The organism is Bradyrhizobium sp. 26S5 (assembly GCF_036923295.1).
GTDB classification, from domain to species: domain Bacteria; phylum Pseudomonadota; class Alphaproteobacteria; order Rhizobiales; family Xanthobacteraceae; genus Bradyrhizobium; species Bradyrhizobium septentrionale.
This window is the reverse complement of the sequence record NZ_CP145948.1, coordinates 177,395-200,008: the sequence shown is the minus strand read 5'-3', so window position 1 is coordinate 200,008 and position 22,614 is coordinate 177,395. Positions and strand designations below refer to the sequence as shown.

Sequence of the window (22,614 nt, the reverse complement as noted above, 5' to 3'; positions counted from 1 at the left end):
CATGGCAGTCAGCGCCAACAAACTCGAACTGCTGCAGATCGCAGACGCAGTTGCGCGCGAAAAGTCGATCGACCGCTCCATCGTGATCGCGGCGATGGAAGACGCCATCGCCAAGGCCGCGCGTGCCCGCTACGGCAGCGAGACCGACGTCCATGCGGAGATCGACGCCAAGAAGGGCGAGCTTCGCCTGACCCGCCACATGCTGGTGGTCGAAATCGTCGAAAACTCCTCCAACCAGATTTCGCTGGCCGACGCGCAGCGCGCCAATCCAGGCGCCCAGGTCGGCGACACCATCGCCGATACGCTGCCGCCGCTGGAATATGGCCGCATCGCCGCGCAGTCCGCCAAGCAGGTGATCGTGCAGAAGGTGCGCGAGGCCGAGCGCGACCGGCAGTACCAGGAATTCAAGGACCGCATCGGCGACATCGTCAACGGCATCGTCAAGCGCGTCGAATATGGCAGCGTGATCGTCGACCTCGGCCGCGGCGAAGCGATCGTGCGCCGCGACGAGATGCTGCCGCGCGAAGTGTTCCGCAACGGCGACCGCGTCCGCGCCTATATCTTCGACGTCCGCCGCGAGACCCGCGGTCCGCAGATCTTCCTGTCGCGCACCCATCCGCAGTTCATGGCGAAGCTGTTCGCGCAGGAAGTGCCGGAAATCTATGACGGCATCGTCGAGATCAAGGCGGTTGCCCGCGATCCGGGCTCGCGCGCCAAGATCGGCGTGATCTCGCGCGATTCCTCGGTCGACCCGGTCGGCGCCTGCGTCGGCATGCGCGGCTCGCGCGTGCAGGCCGTGGTGAACGAGCTGCAGGGCGAGAAGATCGACATCATCCCGTGGTCGCCCGACATCGCGACCTTCGTGGTCAACGCGCTGGCGCCGGCCGAAGTCGCCAAGGTCGTGATCGACGAGGACCGCGAGCGCATCGAGGTCGTGGTTCCCGACACCAACAACCAGCTGTCGCTGGCGATCGGCCGCCGCGGCCAGAACGTCCGCCTCGCCTCGCAGCTGACCGGCTGGGACATCGACATCCTGACCGAGCAGGAAGAGTCGGAGCGCCGCCAGGCCGACTTCGAGAACTCGACCCGCGTGTTCATGGAAGCGCTCAATGTCGACGAAGTGGTCGGCCAGCTGCTCGCTTCAGAAGGCTTCACCTCGGTCGAGGAACTCGCGCTGGTCGACGTCAAGGAACTCGCCGGCATCGAAGGTTTCGACGAGGAGACCGCCACCGAGTTGCAGACCCGCGCCCGCGAATATCTGGAACAGCTTGAGGCCGAACTGGAAGCCAAGCGCAAGGAACTCGGCGTCGAGGACGCCATGAAGGACGTGCCGGGCGTGACCGGGAAGATGCTCGTGAAGCTCGGCGAGAACGACGTGAAGACCGTCGAGGACCTCGCCGGCTGCGCCACCGACGATCTGGTCGGCTGGACCGAGCGCAAGGAAGGCGGCGAGCCGACCAAGCATGCCGGGTTCCTCGATGGCATCGAGGTCTCGCGCGACGAGGCCGAGGCCATGATCATGCAGGCTCGCGTGAAGGCCGGCTGGATCACCGAGGCCGACCTCGCCAAGCCTGCTGCTGAGGAGGCCGAGGCCGCCGAAGCAGAAGCGGCGACCTAAGGAGATGGCCCACGGATGCTGGCTCAGCCTGACCCCGATCTCGACGATGGACCGCGGACGCAGAAGTCCGCGACCACGCGGATGTGCGCGGTCAGCCGCGAGGTGCGTCCGATCGACGAGCTGATCCGGTTCGTCATCGCCCCCACCGGCGAGGTGATCCCGGACCTCAAGCGCAAGCTGCCCGGCCGCGGATTGTGGGTGTCCGCATCGCGGCGCAGCGTTGCGGAAGCGGTCCGTCGTCACCAATTTAGCAAGGGATTCAAGCGCGACGTCCGCGTTGCGCCGACCCTTCCCACCGACACCGATGCACTCCTGGTGCGCAGCGTTACCGAGGCCCTGGCGATGGCCGCCAAGGCCGGTCAGGTCGTTTCGGGCTTCGGCAAGGTCGAGGACGCACTCAACCGGAACGAAACTGCAGCCCTGATCCACGCTTCGGACGGCGCCGCGGACGGAATCCGCAAATTGGACGCGATCGTCCGGCAAAGGGGCGAAAAACGTGGTGAATCGCCGGTAATCCCCGTCGTCAATGTTTTGACGTCGGAAGAATTGGATTTGGCACTTGGGCGGTCAAATGTGATACATGCTGCGCTGCTCGCGGGCCCGGCGAGCAAGACGTTCCTGTCGCGCTGCCAGATGCTGGTCCGATACCGGATGGCCGACGACGACAAGACCGCCGAAGCGGCCAGAAATTCCAGAGCGTGATCCGGGAAGGCGGACGCCGTCTTTCCGACCGGATCATGCTCAGCAAAAGACGACGTTGAAGGATTTGTGCGGCACACGCACAGCGAAACGAGATTAGGACTGCTGAATGGTTGATACCAAGACCCCTGGCGACAAGACTCTGAGTGTCCCGAGCAAGACGTTGTCGCTGAAGCCGCGCGTCGAGACGGGCACCGTGCGCCAGAGCTTCAGCCACGGCCGGACCAAGCAGGTCGTGGTCGAGAAGCGCGGCAAGCGCCGCGTCGGTGGCGACGGCCCGGGCGAGGCGCATGCGCCGGAACCCGTGGTTGCAAAGCCTGCGGCGCCCCCTGTCGCCAAGCCGCCGCTCGGCCGCCCCGCGGCCCCGCCGCAGCGTAACACCCGCTCCGGCGTGGTGCTGCCGACCTTGACCGAGGACGAGCGTTCCGCGCGCGCCAATGCGCTTGCCGACGCCCGGCAGCGCGATGTCGAGGAACGCCGCCAGGCCGAAGAGGAAGCCAAGCGCCGCGCCATCCGCGAGGCTGCCGAGAAGACGGAGCGCGAAGCCGCCGAGGCCCGCCGCAAGGCGGAAGAGGAGCGCCACCGCCACGAGGAAGAGGCCAAGCGCAAGGCCGAAGTCGAGGCCAAGCGCCGCTTCGGCGAGGGCGAGGCCAAGCCCGGCGCGGCGCCAGCCGCAGCTCCGGCCCGGCCCGCCGCAGCCGCACCTGCGTCTTCTGCGCCGGCAGCCCGGACACCGGCAGCCCGCCCGGCGACCACGACGACCACGCGTACCCCTGCCTCCGCGCCGAGACCCCCGGCGGTTGCCGCCGAGGCGGACGAAGACGAAGCTCCGCGCATGGTGCGCCGCCCCGGCGGTGCCGTGCGTCCGGTCGCCGCGCCGAAAACGACCCATAAACCCGCTCCGCAGAAGGAGCGCGGCCGCCTCACCTTGACCACCGCGCTCAACGCCGACGACGTGCGCGAGCGCTCGATCGCCTCGTTCCGCCGCCGTACCCAGCGTCTGAAGGGGCACGCGTCCAACGAGCCGAAGGAAAAGCTGATCCGCGAAGTCATTATCCCGGAAGCCATCGCGATTCAGGAACTCGCCAACCGGATGTCGGAGCGCGCAGTCGACGTCATCCGCATGCTGATGAAGCAGGGCGCGATGCACAAGATCACCGACGTGATCGATGCCGACACCGCGCAGCTGATTGCCGAGGAGCTCGGCCATAGCGTCAAGCGCGTCGCTGCCTCCGACGTCGAGGAAGGCCTGTTCGACGTTGTCGACGATTCCACCGACACCGAGCCGCGTTCGCCCGTGGTCACGGTCATGGGCCACGTCGACCACGGCAAGACCTCGCTGCTCGATGCGCTGCGCCACGCCAACGTGGTGTCCGGCGAAGCCGGCGGCATCACCCAGCATATCGGCGCCTATCAGGTGACTTCGCCGGAAAGCGGCAAGAAGATCACCTTCATCGATACGCCCGGCCACGCCGCGTTCACCGCGATGCGCGCCCGCGGCGCCAAGGTCACCGACATCGTCGTGCTGGTGGTCGCCGCCGATGACGGCGTGATGCCGCAGACGATCGAGGCGATCAACCACGCCAAGGCGGCCAAGGTGCCGATGATCGTGGCGATCAACAAGATCGACAAGCCCGATGCACGGCCCGAGCGCGTCCGCACCGAGTTGCTGCAATATGAAGTGCAGGTCGAATCGCTCGGCGGCGACGTCGTCGACGTCGAGGTCTCGGCCAAGAACAAGACCAATCTCGACCGGCTGCTCGAGATGATCGCGCTGCAGGCCGAAATCCTGGACCTGAAGACCAATTCGGAGCGTCCGGCAGAAGGCACCGTGATCGAAGCCAAGCTCGATCGCGGCCGCGGTCCGGTCGCAACCGTGCTGGTGCAGCGCGGCACGCTGCGCATCGGCGACATCATCGTGGCCGGCGCCGAAATGGGCCGCGTCCGTGCACTGATCTCCGACCAGGGCGAGAATCTCGACGAGGCCGGGCCGTCCGTGCCGGTCGAGGTGCTCGGCTTCAACGGGCCGCCGGAAGCCGGCGACCGTCTCGCCGTTGTCGAGAACGAAGCCCGCGCCCGCCAGGTCACGAGCTATCGCGCGCACCAGAAGCGCGAGAATGCGGCGGCCTCGATCTCCGGCATGCGCGGCTCGCTCGAGCAGATGATGTCGCAGCTCAAGACCGCGGGCCGCAAGGAGTTCCCGCTGATCGTCAAGGCCGACGTGCAGGGCTCGCTGGAAGCGATCCTGGGCTCGCTGGAAAAGCTCGGCACCGACGAAGTCGCCGCCCGCATCCTGCATGCCGGCGTCGGCGGCATCTCGGAGTCCGACGTCACGCTGGCGGAAGGCTTCAACGCCGCGATCATCGGCTTCTCGGTCCGCGCCAATAAGGAAGCGGCGGCCGCGGCCAAGCGCAACGGCATCGAGATCCGCTACTACAACATCATCTACGACCTCGTGGATGACATCAAAAAGGCGATGTCCGGCCTGCTCGCGCCCACGCTGCGCGAAACCATGCTGGGCAACGCGCAGATCCTGGAAGTGTTCAACATTTCCAAGGTCGGCAAGGTCGCAGGTTGCCGCGTCACCGACGGCACCGTGGAACGCGGCGCCAATGTGCGCCTGATCCGCGACAACGTCGTGGTGCACGAAGGCAAACTGTCGACGCTGAAGCGCTTCAAGGATGAAGTGAAGGAAGTGGTCGCCGGCCAGGAATGTGGCATGGCGTTCGAGAACTACGGCGACATGCGTGTCGGCGACGTGATCGAGTGTTACCGCGTCGAGACGATCCAGCGCTCTCTGTAAGTCCAAATCTTACGAAGCGCAGATCTTACTAAGCGTTGGGTCCATTTAACTGAAAATGCGACGACGTGGCCGGACTTTAGTCCGGCCACCCGCGCATTGTCTGATTGAAAGCAAAGCTAAGACATTGATGCCCGCGGCCACGGCCTGCGGGCGCGACGGTTTTGGAAGAAGGTCATGCCCCGTCAAAAGAAGAGTTCCAGCCCCGGCGGCTCACAACGTCAACTGCGCGTCGGCGAAACGGTTCGCCATGCGGTTGCCGAGATTCTGTCGCAGGGTGAGGTTCACGATCCCGATCTCGAAGGCCACATCATCACCGTTCCCGAGGTGCGAATGTCGCCGGATCTGAAGCTCGCGACGATCTACGTGATGCCGCTCGGCGGCCGCGACACCGACACGGTGATCGCCGCGCTCGAGCGCAACAAGAAGTTCCTGCGCGGCGAGATCGCGCATCGCGTCAACCTGAAATTTTCACCCGACATTCGCTTCCGCGTCGATGAGCGGTTCGACGAGGCGGAACGCATCGAGAAACTATTGCGAACACCTGCGGTGCAGCGAGACCTTGCACCCGATTCGGACGACGAGTGATGACTGTGATGACGACCAACAGCGTTGCCGACGCGAAGGATTCCGACGCGCGCGACGCTGAGCGGGATGGTTTTGCCGGGCAGTGCAGCGACGAGCCGCGCCGCACCAACAACGACCCGCGCCAGAGGCAGGGCAAGCAGAACCAGCAGCCGCGCCGCGACAAGCGCGACGTCCATGGCTGGGTGGTGCTCGACAAGCCGATCGGCATGACCTCGACGCAGGCGGTCGCCGTGCTCAAGCGCCTGTTCCAGGCCAAGCGCGCCGGCCATGCCGGCACGCTCGACCCGCTCGCCTCCGGCGGGCTGCCGATCGCGCTCGGCGAGGCCACCAAGACCGTACCGTTCGTGATGGACGGCCGCAAGCGCTACCGCTTCACGGTGTGCTGGGGCGAGGAACGCGACACCGACGACACCGAGGGACGAGCCGTCAGGACCAGCGAGAGCCGGCCGACTGCCGATTCGATCCGGAACCTGCTGCCGCGCTTCACCGGGGTGATCGAGCAGATCCCGCCGCAATATTCGGCGATCAAGGTGCAGGGCGAGCGCGCCTATGATCTGGCGCGCGACGGCGAGACCGTGGACCTGAAGCCCCGCCCGGTCGAGATTCACGAATTAACCCTTGTGGAACATGGAGATAACGGCCAGTCCGTGTTCGAGGCCGAGTGCGGCAAGGGAACCTATGTCCGGGCCCTGGCCCGCGATATGGGCCGGATTCTGGGCTGTTTCGGCCATATCTGCGCGCTGCGGCGGACCCTGGTCGGTCCGTTTACCGAAGCGGACATGATTCCGCTGGAACAGTTGGAGGCTTTGTGCAATAGAGCCGCGTCTGGCGAGGGCAGCCTCGCCGACGCGCTTTTGCCCGTTGAGACCGCGCTGGACGACATCCCGGCACTGGCCGTCACACGGGCTGATGCGGCAAGGCTCCACAGGGGCCAGGCCGTTTTGTTGCGCGGACGGGATGCGCCCAATACTAGCGGCACAGTCTATGTCACGGTGGCAGGCCGACTTCTCGCGCTTGCCGAAATTGGCAATGGCGAACTCATCCCCAAGCGCGTGTTCAACCTGAACGGACTGACCGCCAGTCCGGCTCGCAACAATGAAAGTAACTGACGATGTCGATTACCGCGGAACGCAAAGCGGAAGTCATCAAGACGAATGCCAACAAAGCCGGCGACACCGGCTCGCCCGAGGTTCAGGTCGCGATCCTGTCGGAACGCATCAATAACCTCACCGAGCACTTCAAGAGCCATGTGAAGGACAACCATTCACGCCGCGGCCTCCTGAAGCTCGTGTCGACGCGTCGCTCCCTGCTCGACTACATCAAGCGCAAGGACGAGGCGCGCTACAAGGCGCTGCTTGAGAAGCACAACATCCGTCGTTGATTTTGAGAAGCACGCGCGCGGGGTTCGCGCGCGTTTTCGCATGATCGTCCGTGAACTCGGGCTTTCGAATTGTCGAAAGATGATCATGCGCACCAGCATGGCAATCGCGCCATGCACACTAGCGTTCAGCAGCAATCCGGCCGCTGGACCGGGCAAGATGCCCAGATGACCGAAAGGATGGACGCCATCCGAAATCCACGGACCATGGCAGGATCGCCGGATACTGGTCGCGACAGCGCATCAGTGTCTCGCCGTCTTGGCATGGTCTTTGTGTTTCAGGGCGCCGTGCTTTCGTGAAACCATGAAAGAAAACCGAAATGTTCAATTCGCATTCCGTCGAAATCGACTGGGGTGGACGTCCCCTTAAACTAGAAACCGGCAAGATCGCCCGCCAGGCCGACGGCGCCGTGCTGGCGACCTACGGCGAGACCGTGGTGCTCGCCACCGTCGTCGCGGCGAAGTCGCCGCGCGAAGGCGTCGACTTCCTGCCGCTCACCGTCGACTACCAGGAGAAGACCTACGCCGCGGGCCGCATTCCCGGCGGCTATTTCAAGCGCGAGGGCCGTCCGACCGAGAAGGAGACACTGGTCTCCCGCCTGATCGACCGCCCGATCCGTCCGCTGTTCGTCGACGGCTGGCGCAACGAGACCCAGGTGATCGTCACCGTCCTGTCGCACGACATGGAGAACGATCCGGACATCGTGTCGCTGGTGGCTGCCTCCGCCGCCCTGACGCTGTCGGGCGCGCCGTTCAAGGGCCCGATCGGCGCCGCACGCGTCGGATTCGCCAATGACGAATACGTGCTCAACCCGACGCTCGACGAGATGACCGAGACCCAGCTCGACCTGGTCGTCGCCGGCACCGCCGACGCCGTGCTGATGGTGGAATCGGAAGCCAAGGAGCTCAACGAAGACGTGATGCTCGGCGCGGTCATGTTCGGCCACCGCCACTTCCAGCCGGTGATCAACGCGATCATCGAGCTCGCCGAGAAGGCCGCCAAGGAGCCGCGCGAAGTCACCACGATCGACAATTCGGAGATCGAGAAGGAAATGCTCGGCATTGCCGAGCAGGAGCTGCGCAAGGCCTATGCGATCCCGGTCAAGCAGGAACGCTATGCCGCAGTTGGCGCCGTCAAGGAGAAGGTGCTGGCGCACTTCTTCCCGGAAGGCCAGGAGCCGAAATACGACAAGCTCCGCGTCGCCGGCGTCTTCAAGGAACTGGAAGCCAAGATCGTCCGCTGGAACATCCTCGACACCGGCAAGCGCATCGACGGCCGCGACGCCAAGACCGTGCGCAACATCGTTGCCGAAGCCGGCGTGCTGCCGCGCGCCCACGGCTCGGCGCTGTTCACCCGCGGTGAGACCCAGGCGATGGTCGTGACCACGCTCGGCACCGGCGAGGACGAGCAGTACATCGACGCGCTGTCGGGGACGTACAAGGAAACGTTCCTGCTGCACTACAACTTCCCGCCCTACTCGGTCGGTGAAACCGGTCGCCTCGGCGGCACCAAGCGCCGCGAGATCGGCCACGGCAAGCTCGCCTGGCGCGCGATCCACCCGGTGCTGCCGCCGCATCACGAGTTCCCGTACACGATCCGCGTGGTCTCCGAGATCACCGAATCGAACGGCTCGTCCTCGATGGCCTCGGTTTGCGGCGCCTCGCTGTCGCTGATGGACGCCGGCGTGCCGCTGAAGCGGCCGACGGCCGGTATTGCCATGGGCCTGATCCTCGAAGGTCAGCGCTTCGCGGTGCTGTCAGACATCCTCGGTGACGAGGATCATCTCGGCGACATGGACTTCAAGGTCGCCGGCACCGACCAGGGCATCACCTCGCTCCAGATGGACATCAAGATCGAGGGCATCACCGAGGAAATCATGAAAGTTGCGCTTGGCCAGGCCAAGGATGGGCGCATCCACATCCTCGGCGAGATGGCCAAGGCCCTGACCGCGGCGCGCGCCGAACTCGGCGAATACGCACCGCGCATCGAGACCTTCAAGATCGCCACCGACAAGATCCGCGAAGTGATCGGCACCGGCGGCAAGGTGATCCGCGAGATCGTCGAGAAGACCGGCGCCAAGGTCAACATCGAGGACGACGGCACCGTGAAGGTCGCCTCCAACGACGGCGAGGCGATGAAGGCCGCGATCAAGTGGATCAAGTCGATCGCCTCCGATCCGGAGATCGGCCAGATCTACGAGGGCACCGTCGTCAAGGTGATGGAGTTCGGCGCGTTCGTGAACTTCTTCGGCGCGAAGGACGGCCTCGTCCACATCAGCCAGCTCGCCGCCAACCGCGTGCAGAAGACCTCGGACGTCGTCAAGGAAGGCGACAAGGTCAAGGTCAAGCTGCTCGGCTTCGACGATCGCGGCAAGACCCGCCTGTCGATGAAGGCGGTCGACCAGGAGACCGGCGAGGACCTCGAGGCCAAGCAGAAGCCCGACGCACCGGCGCCGCGCGAAGCCGCCGGCGAGTAAGCCAAGGCAAATTGTTACCAAATCGACTGTGACAAAAAGGGCGGCCCGGTGGCCGCCCTTTTTAGTTTGTGGAGATCGGACGCAAATCAATCTCCGCTGATCGCAATGCGCGGTTTTGACCCGGCATTGTGACCGACATTGCTGGAACCCGTTCACAACTTGCGCCTAATATCGGGGCGCCTTCCCAGCACGGAGATTCACGATGCCCTTGATGTCCCGACGCCATCTGATCATCGCAGCGACCGGCATCGCCGCGGCCGCCGCCTCGTCGCGCACAGCGTTCGCACAGGCCGCGGCGCAAGCGCCCAGCGGGCCGTTCAAGATCGATCCGCTGACCTACCCGACCAATGCGCTGGAGCCGCATATCGACGCCAGGACGATGGAAATCCATCACGACCGGCATCACCAGGCCTACGTCACCAACCTCAACAATTTCGTCAAGGACAATCCGCAGATCGCGGAGAAGCCGCTCACCGACGTGCTCGCCAATCTCGGCAATGTGCCGGACACGATCCGCACCGGTGTCCGCAACAACATGGGCGGCCACGCCAACCACACGATGTTCTGGCAGATCATGGGACCGAACGGCGGCAAGGCTGACGGCGAAGTGCTCGCCGCGATCGACCGCGACCTCGGCGGCATGGAGAAATTCCAGACCGATTTCAATGCCGCGGGCGGGCGCGTGTTCGGCTCCGGCTGGGTGTTCGTCACCGTGACCAGGGACGGCAAGCTCGCGATCGAGACGCGGCCGAACCAGGACAACCCGATCATGGACGGCAAGCGCGCGCTGCTCGGCAACGACGTCTGGGAGCACGCCTATTATCTGACCTATCAGAACCGCCGGCCCGATTACCTCAAGGCGTGGTGGAACACGGTGAACTGGAAGGCCGTGGCCGAGCGCTATGCGGCAGCAAAGGCCGGCACGCTCGGGGTATGAGCCGCTAAGGCTCGCTGGCCACAAGCGGCCGCGCTAGATTTGAAAGCCCCGCGAGACGCTCGTGGGGCTTTCTTGTGGGGCCTTCTTCTTGGGAAGACCCGGCTATGCGCCCGGAGAAACCGACGATGACGCTGCCGACCATCCGCCCCGGCCGCCCCGGCGAATATGACGAGATCGCGCGCATCTGGATGGAGAGCTGGACCTCGACCGGGCTCACACCACGGAGCGATAGCCTGTTGAGCGATCTGCGCGCGCGCCTGCGCCGCGAGATCGACAATGGCTGGAGCCTGTTCGTCGCCGACGATCGCGGCACCATCGCCGCGATGCTGGCGCTGCATCTGCCGACCTTGCTGCTCGACCAGCTGATGGTCGCGCCAAGCCATCAAGGCCGCAACCTGGGGCGCCATTTGCTCGCCTTCACCCGCAAGCAATTGCCCGACGAGATCTGGCTGAAATGCGTCCGCGAGAACGACAAGGCCTGGCGCTGGTACGAGCGCGAGGGCTTTGTGTTCGAGAAGGAGGAGCCCAATCCGGCGACCGGTTTCATGATGAAGCACTATCGGTGGAAGGGAGCGTAGTGCGCGGAACCTTGATGCGGCCTGCGAGCCGATCAATCGGTCGCAGCCAGCGAGGTTGACCAATATATTGGTCAGAAGCCGCGCGATCGATCCCATGTCTCGTGCGTTGCCAATCTGAGCCAGACGCGCGATGAATGGCCGCTGTCCGACCACGCGATGAAAGGCTCAAGCACCATGATCAAGCTGTACTGGTCGCCGCGCTCGCGCTCGTTCTCCGCCATCTGGCTGCTGGAGGAATCCGGCCTCGCTTACGAACGGGTGCTGACCGATATCAGCACCGGCGCGCGGAAGTCGCCGGACTTCCTCAAGATCAACCCGATGGGCAAGGTGCCGGCGCTGACCGACGGCGACGCGCAACTCGCCGAGGCGGCGGCGATCTGCGCCTATATCGCCGACCGCTATCCGGAGACAAAGCTCGCGCCGGCAACGACGGATCCGAAGCGCGCACGCTATCTGCAGTGGCTGTTCTTCTCGCCGAGCTGCATCGAGCCGGCGCTGATCCAGCTCTTCACCAAGTTGGAAGTGCCGAGCAGCACCGCATCCTGGGGCAGCGCGGCGCAGGTGTTCGACGTGCTCGACGCCGAGCTGCAAAAGGGGCCGTGGATTCTCGGCGATCAGTTTTCCGCCGCCGACATCGCGATCGGCGCGGGGCTGAATTTTGCGGTGCGCGTGTTCAAGATGGTGCCGCCGCGGCCGTCCTTCGACGCCTATATCGAGCGCTGCGTGGCGCGACCGGCGTTCCGGCGCGCGGAGAGGATCGCGGCGGGGTGAGGCATGTAGCCCGGATGAAGCGAAGCGCAATCCGGGATCAGTGTAGAGGTGGAGGGAGCAGCCCCGGATTTCGCTTCGCTTCATCCGGGCTTCTGTAACGGGCCTTTGTAAGTCAATCCCTTTTTGCGTGATCCACTCGCCGGGCACTTGCTTCTGTACGGGATCGGCGCGAAGGCCGTCGCCTGATGGGGTGCATTGAGGAGCCGGCCGGCCAATCTACGGAAGCGTGGTTGTGAGCCACTTCCCGGATGGCGGCCTGACCGGATCCATCGTCCCGGCGCAGGGACCTCGCTCAGGGAGAGCCTGGTGTCGTGGCCCGCCCAGAACCGATTGCTGCTCCTTGCTTAGGTTGCCGAGGCCTTGGCCATCGGGTTGAACGGTTTGGCGTCGGCGAGCATGCGATGCAGAACGACGGCGAGCTTGCGTGCGAGCGCCACCTTGGCCTTGCGCAGGCCTGCGCGCCGGGCGATCCGCATCGCCCAGCCTTTCAGCGCCGAGCAGTTCCTGACCGGCTTGGTCAGCATGACGTGAGCCGCCTGATAGAGCGCCTCGCGCACGGAGGCATCGCCGATCTTGCTGATGCGGCCGGTATAGTCGGTTTCGCCCGATTGGTACTTCTTCGGGGTGAGGCCAAAATGCGCTCCCGTCGCCTTCGAGGACCGGAAGCGCTTCGGGTCGTCGACCGCCGAGGCGTAGGTAAGCGCCACGATCGGGCCGACGGACGGTGTCGTCATCAGGAGGCGGGCTTGAGGGTGCGACCTGGCGAGCTTTTGGGTGTGCTTATCCAGGCCATTGAACTCGCGCCGCAGCACGGCGTGGGCTTCGAGCAGCGCCTGTGCCACGATCTCAAGTCCGGGATGGCCCGCTACGAGCTCCCGGATGCGTTCGGCGAACGTGCGCTCGGTGGTCGTGCCGACCTTCAGACCGAAGCCGCGGAGCACGCCGCGCAGGCTGTTCTCGATGTCGCGCAGCTTGGACTGCAGCAGCTTGCGTGCCGTCAGAACCGCCCGCGTCTCCTGCGCTTCGATCGACTTGCAGTGCACCGGCCGGAACCAGCCCAGCCGCATCAGTTGCGCGATCCCGCGGGCATCGTTGCGGTCCGACTTCACCGGCATCGCCTTGAAGGCATCGCGGACGTGCCGCGTCTCCAACAGTTCGACTGCCAGGCCCGCATCCCGCATCGCTGCGTAGAGCCATTGCGACAGCGGACCAGCCTCCAGCCCGATCCGTTCCAGCACCAACCCCAGCGACCGCAACCAGGTGATCAAGGCCTCCGGCTCACTCGCAACCCTCGCCTCGCGCAAAATCTTACCTGTCCCATCGACAAGGCAGACGCTCGAGCATTCCAAAGACACGTCGATTCCTGCATAGTGGTACATGGTCGTCCCTTAATGATGCTTGGAGCGGGCTTGCCCGACTCCGTTTATTGACACCATCAGTTTGAGGGACGACCGCCTTCCAACCAACAGGCCGCTCGCGAGCGCGCTTCCAAATCGCGCCGTAGCGAGCGGGCGGCCGGCCCGTTACCCCATCTACGAAGTGACTTCCGGCTGGCCTACGCTGGCACGACGCGGGGATCGACGTCCTGCGTGTAGTCGACGCCGTCGATGCCGAAGCCGAACAGGCGGAGGAACTGGTTCTTGTATTCTCCGAGATCGGCCAGTTCGCCGAGCGTCTCGGTGGTGAGCAGCGGCCAGCGCCGCGACACCTCGGCCTGCACCTCGGGCGAAAGCTCCCAGTCGTCGACCCTGATGCGCTGCTCGTTATCAAGCTCCACGCCCTTGCCAAGGCGCGTGCGGAACAGGCGGTCGATCTGCTCGATGCAGCCCTCATGCAGCCCGAGTTGCTTCATGACCTTGAACAGCACCGTGCCATAGAGCGGCACCACCGGAATGGCCGAGCTCGCCTGGGTGACCACGGCCTTCAGCGCGACGACGCGGGCCGCGTCCGGACCGAGCCGGCCCCGGATCGCTTCCGCCTTGCGGTCGAGGTCGACCTTGGCGCGGCCGAGCGTGCCGTTCCAGTAGATCGGCCAGGTCAGTTCGCTGCCGATATAGGTGTAGTTGAGCGTGCGGAAGCCCGGCGCCAGCACGCCGGCATCCGCGAGCTGATCGATCCAGCGCTTCCAGTCGTCGCCACCCATCACTGCGACCGTGGACGCGGTTTGATCCTCGCTCGCTGGCTCCAAGGTGGTCTGGAAGACCTCGCCGGTCTCGGTGTCGAGGGTCTTGATCTCGACGGGGGCGCCAAGCGGCTTGATGACCGAGCGATAGGTCTTGCCGGTGTCGGGATCGGTCCTGGCGGGAGCCGCCATGCTGTAGACCAGCAGGTCGAGCTGACCGAATTTTTCGCGCACACGCTCGATGAAGCTCTGCTTCAGCTCGTCGGAGAAGGCATCGCCCTCCAGCGTGAGCGGAGACCGTCCGATCTTCTCGGCCTCGATCTCGAAGGCGCGGTTGTTGTACCAGCCAGCGCTGGCGGTTCTCTTTTCCGAAGGCTCGCGCTCCAGCGACACGCCGATGCTGTCGGCGCCGCCGGCGAAGGTCGCAACGATGCGGCTGGCGAGACCGTAGCCCGTCGAACAGCCGAGCACGGCGACGCGCTTGGGGCAGTCCGCGACCGGGCCCTGGCGGAGAACGTAGGCGATCTGCTCGCGAACATTGGTGGCGCAGCCGACGGGATGTGCCGTCGTGCAGATGAAGCCTCGCACGCGCGGTTCGATAATCATTCCCACCCCATTCCGGATCGTTGCAATGTCCCCATTCGCTCCCTCAGCAAGCAAGGAGAGGCGAAATCACGCATCAAGCCGCCTGAACACCAGCGTGGCGTTGGTGCCGCCGAAGCCGAACGAATTCGACAGCACGGTCGTGAGCTTGGCGTTGTCGATGCGCTTGCGCACGATCGGCATATCGGCAAACACCGGATCGAGCTCGGTGATGTGCGCGCTTTCGCAGATGAAGCCGTTGTTCAGCATCAGCAGCGAGTAGATCGCCTCCTGCACGCCGGTGGCACCGAGCGAGTGCCCGGTTAGCGCCTTGGTCGCAGAGATCGGCGGGCACTTGTCGCCGCTGCCGAACACCTTGCGGATCGCCTCGATCTCCGGCGGATCGCCGGCCGGCGTCGAGGTGGCGTGCGGATTGATGTAATCGACCGGCGTGTCCACCGTCGACATCGCCATGCGCATGCAGCGCTCGGCGCCCTCGCCCGACGGCGCCACCATGTCGTAACCGTCCGAGGTCGCGCCGTAGCCGACGACCTCACCATAGATACGCGCGCCGCGCGCCTTGGCGTGCTCGAGCTCTTCCAGCACCACGACGCCGGCGCCGCCGGCGATCACGAAACCGTCGCGGCTGATGTCGTAGGGACGCGACGCGGTGGCCGGTGTGTCGTTGTATTTCGAGGACATTGCGCCCATGGCGTCGAACAGCACCGACAGCGTCCAGTCGAGTTCCTCGCAGCCGCCGGCGAAGATGATGTCCTGCTTGCCGATCTGGATCGTCTCATAGGCGTTGCCGATGCAGTGGTTCGACGTCGCGCAGGCCGAGGAGATCGAGTAGTTCACGCCCTTGATCTTGAACCAGGTCGCGAGCGTCGCCGACGCGGTCGAGGACATGCCCTTCGGCACCGCAAACGGTCCGACGCGCTTCGGGCCCTTGGCGCGCGCGATATCGGCGGCTTCCACCAGCGTGCGTGTCGACGGCCCACCGGATCCCATGATGATGCCGGTGCGGATGTTCGAGACTTGGTTCTCCTCGAGGCCGGCGTCCCGGATCGCCTGCTCCATCGCGACGTGATTCCAGGCCGCACCTTCGGCAAGGAACCGCATCGCGCGGCGATCGATCACCTCTGCGGGATTAAGTGTCGGCGCACCGTGCACCTGCGAACGGAAGCCGAGCTCCGCGGCCTTCTCCGCACGCGAAATGCCCGACTTTGCCTCGTAGAGGCTCGCAAGCACTTCCTGGGTGTTGTTACCGATGGATGAGACAATCCCCATCCCCGTGATGACAACCCGCCTCATGTTCGCCTCGCCCTGCCTTTATGTTGCCGCATGATGATCGTGCTCAAGATGGCGCCGTGCCCTGCTTGAACAACCCGACCTTCAAGTCCTTGGCGCGATAGATAATCTCGTCGTCCATGGAAAGCCACCCGTCGGCAATTCCAAGCACGAGCTTTGACCGCATCACGCGCTTGATGTCGATGTTGTACACAACCTTGCGCGCTTGCGGCAGCACCTGTCCGGAGAACTTCAGCTCGCCGAGGCCGAGCGCGCGGCCACGACCTTCGCCACCGATCCACCCGAGGTAAAAGCCGACCATTTGCCACATGGCATCGAGGCCGAGGCAGCCCGGCATCACCGGATCGTTCTTGAAATGGCAGCCGAAGAACCAGAGATCCGGTTTCACTTCGAGCTCGGCGCGCACCAGCCCCTTGCCGTACTCACCGCCGGTTTGCGAGATATCGCTGATGCGGTCGAACATCAGCATCGGCGGCAGCGGCAACTGGGCGTTGCCGGGACCGAAAAGCTCGCCCCGCCCGCAAGCCAGCAAATCCTCGTATTCGTAACCGCCGCGCCGATCCAGCATCCTCTTCCACCTCTCATGTCCCGATGAAGCGCTTTTGCCCGGTCGGACCTTAAATCTACCCACGGGAACCGGAAATATCCTGTCCCGTATCTTGGCGCTACCTGGGCACGCTTCCGGCCTGTTATCTCTGCCGAAAGCGCATATGTGGTCCGCGCGCTCTCTAACATAGGGCTAACTGGGCGGCAAAGCGGCATTCCGATGATAAATTACCGGTTCTCCTTCGGTTTCTACCGCAGCTTGGATTCGTTCTAGTTGCGAAAAACTTGCATCTGATAGGCATCCTTTTTATATTTATGAGGAATATTGCCTGAGTTGGGTGCATAGAGTGGATATGAACGAAGAAGTACCGGCTGTGAACGATGACGCCGTGCACCCGGCTGCGCGGGGCACTGGGCACCACCCTGCCCTGACCGGCTGCCCGTGGCATGACGTCAACGAGATGTTGCAGTCTGCCGGTCTCCGGCCGACGCGCCAGCGTATGGCGCTGGGCTGGCTGCTGTTCGGCAAGGGTGCCCGCCACCTGACAGCTGAAATGCTGTACGAGGAAGCGACGCTGGCCAAGGTTCCGGTGTCGCTGGCAACCGTCTACAACACGCTCAACCAGCTCACCGATGCCGGCCTGCTGCGCCAGGTCAGCGTCGACGGCACCAAGACCTATTTCGACACCAACGTGTCGACACACCACCACTTCTATCTCGAGCACAACCACGAGCTGGTCGACATTCCCGACCCGAACCTGATGCTCACCAAGATGCCGGACGTACCGGAAGGCTTCGAGATTTCCCGCGTCGACATGGTCGTGCGGCTGCGCAAGAAGCGCTGAAGCGTCCTACCGTCGGGTTTGAGTTGTGATGGCCGGGCTCGTCCCGGCCATTGTCGTTTGGGGACGATGAAGGTCAGTCCACCTTCTCGTCGGCATAGACGCCCCAGAGGCGCTGCTGCTCGATCCAGCCGTCGAACCCGTTGCCGGTGACCCGGCACCAGTTGTTGGAGCATTTCTTGACCTGCGCGACGACGCCGGCCTGCAGGCGGGCCGCAATCGCACTGGTGGCGTCGGGGCGGTCGTACAGCGAGGCCAAATCGTCCTTGTTCTTCATCGTGACGACGGCCGTGCGGCGGCCGGACAGCAGGGAATGATAGACCCAGCCTTCGGCGCCCTCGGAATCGCGCACCCGGCGCCAGTTCTCGAACTCGGCGGTGATTTCGACCGGCAGTCCCGACCTCGTGTAGACCCAGGCGACGTCATTGTCCTTGGTCGGGCCGGCCCTGACGTTCACATGATCGGATTTCAGGCTGACATAGCGCGGGATCGGCAATCCGCTGGTGGTCGGGTTGGTATCCTTGGCGGAATGTCCTGGTATGACCGACGCACTCAGCATGCTGCCGACCAGCGCCACCAACGAACCGAAACGCCAGAACGCCACCATCAACTCGTCTCCTGCCGAGATGCCCAACCCGCATTCGGCGAGTTGCAACCGATCCAAACGCCCAAAAACTCAGGCCCCCTGCGCCTGCGCCGTTCGCTCCCGCACCCCACGTCCGAGGGGTTCTTGTCTTGGCCCGGCCTTCTGCTAGAGAGAACGGAAGTCCTTAAGAGCCAGAACACCCGAATTTCCCCTGACGAAAGCCGGGGTAAGTATCGGGGAACCCTAGGAAACGCGAAGGAAACGCCGGGACAGCGCGGCTATCAGCAGTGTCGAACAACCGGGTTAATGAGGCCTGAACGGTTTGTTTTTTGGCAAGCCGCGCGCCTCATGAAAGCAGGACATGTCGGTGAAGAAAAAGCCTCTCGTCGTCGTCACCCGCAAGCTGCCGGACTCGATCGAGACCCGGATGCGCGAGCTGTTCGACGCCAGATTGAATCTCGACGACACGCCGATGACGCCGGAACAGATCGCCGAGGCGGCAAGGACCGCCGACGTGCTGGTGCCGACCGTGACCGACATGATCCGCGAGGACGTGATCAATCAGCCCGACTGCAAGCTGAAGCTGATCGCCAATTTCGGCAACGGCGTCGACAATATCGACGTCACGGCGGCGCATGCGCGCGGTATCACGGTGACCAACACCCCGAAGGTGTTGACCGAGGACACCGCCGACATGACCATGGCGCTGATCCTTGCGGTGCCGCGGCGCCTGATCGAGGGCGCCTCGATCCTGACCGAAGGCAAGCAGCATTGGGCGGGGTGGTCGCCGACCTGGATGCTCGGCCACCGCATCGGGGGCAAACGGCTCGGCATCGTCGGCATGGGCCGCATCGGCCAGGCGGTGGCGCGCCGTGCCCGCGCCTTCGGCCTGCAGATCCACTATCACAACCGCCGCCCGGTGGCGCCTATGATCGCCGAAGAGCTCGGGGCGACCTATTGGGAAAGCCTCGACCAGATGCTGGCGCGGATGGACATCATCTCGGTGAACTGCCCGCACACACCGGCCACCTTCCATCTGCTCTCGGCGCGGCGCCTCAAGCTGATCCGCAAAGAGGCCTACATCGTCAACACCGCGCGCGGCGAGGTGATCGACGAGGACACGCTGATCAAGCTGATCGAAGCCGGCGATATCGGCGGCGCAGGCCTCGACGTCTATGAGCACGAACCGGCGGTGAACCCGAAGCTGGTGCGGCTCGCCAGGGCCGGCAAGGTGACGCTGCTGCCGCACATGGGCTCGGCCACCATCGAAGGGCGCGTCGAGATGGGCGAGAAGGTGATCATCAACATCCGAACCTTCCTCGACGCCCACAAGCCGCCGGATCGCGTGCTGCCGAGCATGCTGTGATTTCGTAGCCGGGACTACGCCGCGCTCCATCCAAGCCGCGCAGCTCCAAGCTCCCCTTGAAAAGGGGAGGTCGCTTTGCTCGCGAGAGCAAAGCGGGTGGGGATCTCCTCTCTCCGCAGGCACCGTTGCCCGCGGCTGACCCCCATCCCGACCTTCCCCCTTTCAGGGGGAAGGAGAAGAGAGAATCCGTAGCCCGGATGAGGGGCGAGCTGCCAAAATATCGAAAACAACCCCATGCAAAGTAGCCGGTGCGGCCGGCGCTCGAGCAGGCAACTTGAAACCAACGCTCGCTGTCGTCCCGGCGCAGGCCGGGACCCATAACCACCGATAGTCATTGTTTCACAGTGCTGGAACGACGAGTCCCGCTCCCAACTTCCGCTGCGGAGTATGGGTCCCGGCTCCCGTGCGCAATTGCGCACTAGGCCGGGACGACGATGTGGTGAGGGCCCGTCCTATTTCCTCCGCCGCGCCTGCTTGCGCCAGTCGGCGACGAACGACACGAACGCGGCGAGCGCGGGCGGCGGCTGGCGCCGGCTCGGATAGTACAGGAACGGTCCGTCAAACGGCGGGCACCAGTCGTCGAGCACGCTGACCAGCGCGCCGGATTTGACGCCGTAGTGGACGTAGCCCTCGAACGTCGCCCAGTAACCGACGCCGTCATGAACTGCGCGCAGCGCGAGGCCGAGATAGGTCGCGATCAGCCTGGCCGGCGGCGAGACCTTCACCACGCGGCCGTTCTTCTCGAACTCCCAATCGAAGATCGCGCCGCTGCCGAAGCGAGTGCGGATGCAGGCGTGCTTCAGCAGATCCTTCGGATGCATCGGCCGGCCATGCCTGGCGACATAATCGCTCGAGGCCACGACCGCGTAGCGCTGTTGCGCACCGAGCGGGACCGCCACCATGTCCTGCGCCAGATGCTCGCCATAGCGCACGCCGGCGTCGAAGCCCTGCGCGACGATGTCGACGAACGCACTTTCGGCGACGATATCGAGATCGATTTGCGGATATTTGGCGAGGAACGGCGCAATCATCGGCGCCAGCACCAGATCGACCGCGGGCGGCGGCGCGTTGATGCGGAGCCGCCCCGACGGCTCGGCGCGCAGGCCGCGCACCTCTGTGATCGCGTCGCCGACATCGGCGATCGCCGGTGCGACGCGGGCAAGCAGCAGCTCGCCGGCTTCGGTCAGCGAGACGCTCCGGGTGGTGCGGTTCATCAGGCGGACGCCGAGCCGCTCCTCCATGTCGCGCAGACGCTGGCTGATGCTCGAAACCGAGACGCGCTGCTCGAGCGCGGCGCGCCGGAAGTTGCGCGTGCGCGCCACCGCCACGAAGGCGTCGAGGTCGCGGAGGTCGAAATCCTGCATTGTTCGATATAGTGAACAAGCCATTCGGGATTGTCCAGCTTATCGGCGGACTCGAGCCGGCCCATATCAGCCGCGGCATTGGCGGCGGATCACCCGCCGCGCTGTTCGAGGATTTCCACCATGGACACACGCAAACTCGGTTCTACCGGCCCCACCGTCTCGCCGATCGGCCTCGGCTGCATGGGCATGTCCGACTTCTACGGCATGGGCCATAACGAGATGCTGATCGGCGAGGCCCTGAAAAGCCGCAGCCGTGACAATCTGCAGATCAGCGTCAAGTTCGGCGCGCTGCGCGATCGCAACCACGGCTTTCTCGGTTATGACAGCCGTCCCGCCGCGGTGAAGAATTTCGCTGCCTATTCGCTGCAGCGGCTCGGCGTCGATCATATCGACATCTACCGCCCGGCACGGCTCGATCCCGCGGTGCCGATCGAGGACACGATCGGCGCGATGGCCGACATGATCAAGGCCGGCTGGATCAAACATATCGGGCTATCAGAGGTTGGCTCCGACACCATCCGCCGCGCCCACAAGGTGCATCCGATCGCCGATTTGCAGATCGAATACTCGCTGGTGTCGCGCGGCATCGAGAGCGACATCCTGGCGACCTGCCGCGAGCTCGGCATCGGCATATCAGCCTATGGCGTGCTGGCGCGCGGGCTGATCAGCGGCCATTGGTCGAAGGACCGCGCAGGCGCGAAGGATTTCCGCTTGCTGAGCCCGCGCTTCCAGGCCGGCAACATCGACGCCAACCTCGCACTCGCGGACCGGCTGCGTGTCATTGCTGCCGAGATCGGCGCCTCTCCGGCGCAGGTCGCGATTGCCTGGGTCGCGGCGCAGGGTAACGACATCGTGCCGCTGGTCGGCGCGCGGCGGCGCGAACGGTTGAGCGAAACGCTCGGCGCGCTCGATGTGACGTTGACCGCGGCGCATCTTGCCGCATTGGCCGACGCATTTCCGCCTGGTGCTGCCGCCGGCGGACGCTATCCGGAGGAGCACCTCCGCCACATGGACAGCGAGAAGCCCGCGTCCGCGTCCTGAACTCTAAGGCGCGATGAGATCAGCGCCTTAACTTCTTTTGGAGCATGATCTCAGCGCAAACGCTTCGCGTTTGTCGCGGGAAAACCGCTCATACACTTTTCCGGATCATGCTGAGAGATACCCGCTCAGATCGGCGATGCAAGGCGCATCACCGTTGAGCGGGTTCTGCGGATCGCGCACATAGCGCAAGGTTTCGAATCGCATCGCGCGCGCGTCCACCATCAGGAGGCGGCCGACCAGGCCCTCGCCGAAGCCGACGATCTCGCGGATCGCCTCCAGCGCCATCATCGAACCCATCACGCCGGCGAGCGCACCCATCACGCCGGCCTCGGCGCAGGCCGGCACCGTGCCCGGCGGCGGCGGCTCCGGAAACAGGCAGCGATAGGTCGGGTTGAACACGCCATCGGCATTCTTCTCGTGCGCGCGGATCGTGGTCAGCGAGCCGTCGAACTGCCCAAGCGCCGCCGTGATCAGCGGCCGCTTCGCGAGGAAGCAGGCATCGGCGACGAGATAACGGGTCTCGAAATTGTCGGAGCCGTCGAGCACGAGATCGTAATTTCCGATCAGCGCCATCGCATTGTCGGCGGTAAGCCGCACCGGATGGGCCTCGAACGTCACATGCGGATTGAGCGCATGGATCTGCGCCGCCGCGCTGTCGACCTTGCGCTTGCCGATGTCAGGCGTCGCATGGATGATCTGGCGCTGCAAATTGGAAAGCGAGACAATATCGTCGTCGATCACGCCGAGCCGGCCGACGCCGGCAGCCGCCAGATACATCAGCACCGGCGCGCCGAGACCGCCGGCGCCGATCACCAGCACGGACGCCTGCTTCAGCGCATTCTGGCCGGGGCCGCCCACCTCGCGCAGCACGATGTGGCGGGCATAGCGTTCGAGTTCGTCGGCACTCAGCATGATGACTTCCTGCGCGCTGCACCCTGAACCGGAGCGCGGTTGTTGCCGACCAAGCAGATGTGCTTAATTGCGTGGACGTCAATGGTTTCGGTCATT

20 protein-coding genes are annotated in these 22,614 nt (G+C 64.6%); 13 read left to right on the top strand and 7 right to left on the bottom strand.

Annotation, left to right across the window (positions count from 1 at the left end; genetic code table 11):
* The first annotated feature begins 1 nt into the window (after position 1).
* From nusA to V5279_RS00880, 10 genes are all read left to right on the top strand, one after another.
* On the top strand, positions 2-1,618 hold the full coding sequence (nusA, locus tag V5279_RS00925) for a transcription termination factor NusA (protein ID WP_166299995.1): 1,617 nt from the start codon (positions 2-4) through the stop codon (positions 1,616-1,618).
* A gap of 15 nt (positions 1,619-1,633) precedes the next feature.
* A complete protein-coding gene (locus V5279_RS00920) occupies positions 1,634-2,320 on the top strand; it encodes an RNA-binding protein (protein ID WP_338694286.1) in 687 nt (228 codons plus the stop codon).
* A gap of 106 nt (positions 2,321-2,426) precedes the next feature.
* Complete coding sequence (gene infB / locus V5279_RS00915) at positions 2,427-5,120, top strand: translation initiation factor IF-2 (RefSeq protein ID WP_166299999.1); 2,694 nt, start codon at positions 2,427-2,429, stop codon at positions 5,118-5,120.
* Between the two features lie 174 nt (positions 5,121-5,294).
* Positions 5,295-5,705: a 30S ribosome-binding factor RbfA gene (rbfA, locus tag V5279_RS00910; protein ID WP_029082439.1), complete on the top strand. Its 411-nt coding sequence runs from the start codon at positions 5,295-5,297 to the stop codon at positions 5,703-5,705.
* Positions 5,705-6,814, top strand: coding sequence for a tRNA pseudouridine(55) synthase TruB (gene truB, locus V5279_RS00905; protein ID WP_338694285.1), 1,110 nt, complete (start codon positions 5,705-5,707; stop codon positions 6,812-6,814). The genes rbfA and truB overlap by 1 nt, the downstream gene beginning before the upstream one ends.
* A gap of 2 nt (positions 6,815-6,816) precedes the next feature.
* Entirely contained in the window at positions 6,817-7,086 is a 270-nt protein-coding gene (rpsO, locus tag V5279_RS00900; protein WP_016844725.1) for a 30S ribosomal protein S15, read from the top strand.
* A 317-nt stretch (positions 7,087-7,403) separates the two neighbouring features.
* Positions 7,404-9,560: a polyribonucleotide nucleotidyltransferase gene (pnp, locus tag V5279_RS00895; RefSeq protein ID WP_166300003.1), complete on the top strand. Its 2,157-nt coding sequence runs from the start codon at positions 7,404-7,406 to the stop codon at positions 9,558-9,560.
* Between the two features lie 202 nt (positions 9,561-9,762).
* Complete coding sequence (locus tag V5279_RS00890) at positions 9,763-10,497, top strand: superoxide dismutase (RefSeq protein ID WP_338694284.1); 735 nt, start codon at positions 9,763-9,765, stop codon at positions 10,495-10,497.
* Positions 10,498-10,622: 125 nt separating this feature from the next.
* A complete protein-coding gene (locus V5279_RS00885; RefSeq protein WP_338694283.1) occupies positions 10,623-11,075 on the top strand; it encodes a GNAT family N-acetyltransferase in 453 nt (150 codons plus the stop codon).
* A gap of 174 nt (positions 11,076-11,249) precedes the next feature.
* Positions 11,250-11,846: a glutathione S-transferase family protein gene (locus tag V5279_RS00880; RefSeq protein ID WP_338701768.1), complete on the top strand. Its 597-nt coding sequence runs from the start codon at positions 11,250-11,252 to the stop codon at positions 11,844-11,846.
* Positions 11,847-12,190: 344 nt separating this feature from the next.
* Here V5279_RS00880 and V5279_RS00875 read toward each other — a convergent pair whose 3' ends face one another.
* The 4 genes from V5279_RS00875 to fabA all read right to left on the bottom strand — a co-directional run bounded on the left by V5279_RS00875 (position 12,191) and on the right by fabA (position 16,429).
* Positions 12,191-13,225: an IS110 family transposase gene (locus tag V5279_RS00875; protein ID WP_166294930.1), complete on the bottom strand. Its 1,035-nt coding sequence runs from the start codon at positions 13,223-13,225 to the stop codon at positions 12,191-12,193.
* 176 nt (positions 13,226-13,401) lie between these two features.
* Positions 13,402-14,574 (bottom strand): enoyl-ACP reductase FabV, encoded by a 1,173-nt coding sequence (fabV, locus tag V5279_RS00870; RefSeq protein WP_338694281.1) that lies wholly within the window; start codon positions 14,572-14,574, stop codon positions 13,402-13,404.
* A 66-nt stretch (positions 14,575-14,640) separates the two neighbouring features.
* Positions 14,641-15,864, bottom strand: a complete 1,224-nt coding sequence (gene fabB / locus V5279_RS00865) for a beta-ketoacyl-ACP synthase I (protein WP_338694279.1) — start codon at positions 15,862-15,864, stop codon at positions 14,641-14,643.
* A gap of 43 nt (positions 15,865-15,907) precedes the next feature.
* A complete protein-coding gene (fabA, locus tag V5279_RS00860; protein ID WP_166300013.1) occupies positions 15,908-16,429 on the bottom strand; it encodes a bifunctional 3-hydroxydecanoyl-ACP dehydratase/trans-2-decenoyl-ACP isomerase in 522 nt (173 codons plus the stop codon).
* A 331-nt stretch (positions 16,430-16,760) separates the two neighbouring features.
* On the opposite strand from fabA, the gene irrA reads away from it, so the two are divergent.
* Positions 16,761-17,252: an iron response transcriptional regulator IrrA gene (gene irrA / locus V5279_RS00855; protein WP_029082448.1), complete on the top strand. Its 492-nt coding sequence runs from the start codon at positions 16,761-16,763 to the stop codon at positions 17,250-17,252.
* 73 nt (positions 17,253-17,325) lie between these two features.
* Here irrA and V5279_RS00850 read toward each other — a convergent pair whose 3' ends face one another.
* Positions 17,326-17,853: an SH3 domain-containing protein gene (locus tag V5279_RS00850; protein WP_338701766.1), complete on the bottom strand. Its 528-nt coding sequence runs from the start codon at positions 17,851-17,853 to the stop codon at positions 17,326-17,328.
* 343 nt (positions 17,854-18,196) lie between these two features.
* On the opposite strand from V5279_RS00850, the gene V5279_RS00845 reads away from it, so the two are divergent.
* A complete protein-coding gene (locus V5279_RS00845) occupies positions 18,197-19,201 on the top strand; it encodes a 2-hydroxyacid dehydrogenase (RefSeq protein ID WP_166300015.1) in 1,005 nt (334 codons plus the stop codon).
* Positions 19,202-19,653: 452 nt separating this feature from the next.
* On the opposite strand, the gene V5279_RS00840 is transcribed toward V5279_RS00845, so the two are convergent.
* The gene (locus V5279_RS00840; RefSeq protein ID WP_338701764.1) at positions 19,654-20,565 is read right to left on the bottom strand and encodes a LysR family transcriptional regulator; all 912 of its coding nucleotides are present in this window, start codon (positions 20,563-20,565) and stop codon (positions 19,654-19,656) included.
* Between the two features lie 120 nt (positions 20,566-20,685).
* Here V5279_RS00840 and V5279_RS00835 point away from each other — a divergent pair, with 120 nt between their 5' ends.
* Positions 20,686-21,606, top strand: coding sequence for an aldo/keto reductase (locus V5279_RS00835; RefSeq protein ID WP_338694275.1), 921 nt, complete (start codon positions 20,686-20,688; stop codon positions 21,604-21,606).
* A 105-nt stretch (positions 21,607-21,711) separates the two neighbouring features.
* On the opposite strand, the gene V5279_RS00830 is transcribed toward V5279_RS00835, so the two are convergent.
* A complete protein-coding gene (locus tag V5279_RS00830; RefSeq protein WP_338694273.1) occupies positions 21,712-22,518 on the bottom strand; it encodes a molybdopterin-synthase adenylyltransferase MoeB in 807 nt (268 codons plus the stop codon).
* Between the last annotated feature and the right edge of the window lie 96 nt (positions 22,519-22,614).

Bases quoted from the DNA above. Each gene is read 5' to 3' on its own strand.
- nusA (WP_166299995.1), top strand. From the start codon at position 2: ATGGCAGTCAGCGCCAACAAACTCGAACTGCTGCAGATCGCAGACGCA.
- V5279_RS00920 (WP_338694286.1), top strand. From the start codon at position 1,634: ATGCTGGCTCAGCCTGACCCCGATCTCGACGATGGACCGCGGACGCAG.
- infB (WP_166299999.1), top strand. From the start codon at position 2,427: ATGGTTGATACCAAGACCCCTGGCGACAAGACTCTGAGTGTCCCGAGC.
- rbfA (WP_029082439.1), top strand. From the start codon at position 5,295: ATGCCCCGTCAAAAGAAGAGTTCCAGCCCCGGCGGCTCACAACGTCAA.
- truB (WP_338694285.1), top strand. From the start codon at position 5,705: ATGACTGTGATGACGACCAACAGCGTTGCCGACGCGAAGGATTCCGAC.
- rpsO (WP_016844725.1), top strand. From the start codon at position 6,817: ATGTCGATTACCGCGGAACGCAAAGCGGAAGTCATCAAGACGAATGCC.
- pnp (WP_166300003.1), top strand. From the start codon at position 7,404: ATGTTCAATTCGCATTCCGTCGAAATCGACTGGGGTGGACGTCCCCTT.
- V5279_RS00890 (WP_338694284.1), top strand. From the start codon at position 9,763: ATGCCCTTGATGTCCCGACGCCATCTGATCATCGCAGCGACCGGCATC.
- V5279_RS00885 (WP_338694283.1), top strand. From the start codon at position 10,623: ATGACGCTGCCGACCATCCGCCCCGGCCGCCCCGGCGAATATGACGAG.
- V5279_RS00880 (WP_338701768.1), top strand. From the start codon at position 11,250: ATGATCAAGCTGTACTGGTCGCCGCGCTCGCGCTCGTTCTCCGCCATC.
- V5279_RS00875 (WP_166294930.1), bottom strand. From the start codon at position 13,225: ATGTACCACTATGCAGGAATCGACGTGTCTTTGGAATGCTCGAGCGTC.
- fabV (WP_338694281.1), bottom strand. From the start codon at position 14,574: ATGATTATCGAACCGCGCGTGCGAGGCTTCATCTGCACGACGGCACAT.
- fabB (WP_338694279.1), bottom strand. From the start codon at position 15,864: ATGAGGCGGGTTGTCATCACGGGGATGGGGATTGTCTCATCCATCGGT.
- fabA (WP_166300013.1), bottom strand. From the start codon at position 16,429: ATGCTGGATCGGCGCGGCGGTTACGAATACGAGGATTTGCTGGCTTGC.
- irrA (WP_029082448.1), top strand. From the start codon at position 16,761: ATGAACGAAGAAGTACCGGCTGTGAACGATGACGCCGTGCACCCGGCT.
- V5279_RS00845 (WP_166300015.1), top strand. From the start codon at position 18,197: ATGTCGGTGAAGAAAAAGCCTCTCGTCGTCGTCACCCGCAAGCTGCCG.
- V5279_RS00840 (WP_338701764.1), bottom strand. From the start codon at position 20,565: ATGCAGGATTTCGACCTCCGCGACCTCGACGCCTTCGTGGCGGTGGCG.
- V5279_RS00835 (WP_338694275.1), top strand. From the start codon at position 20,686: ATGGACACACGCAAACTCGGTTCTACCGGCCCCACCGTCTCGCCGATC.
- V5279_RS00830 (WP_338694273.1), bottom strand. From the start codon at position 22,518: ATGCTGAGTGCCGACGAACTCGAACGCTATGCCCGCCACATCGTGCTG.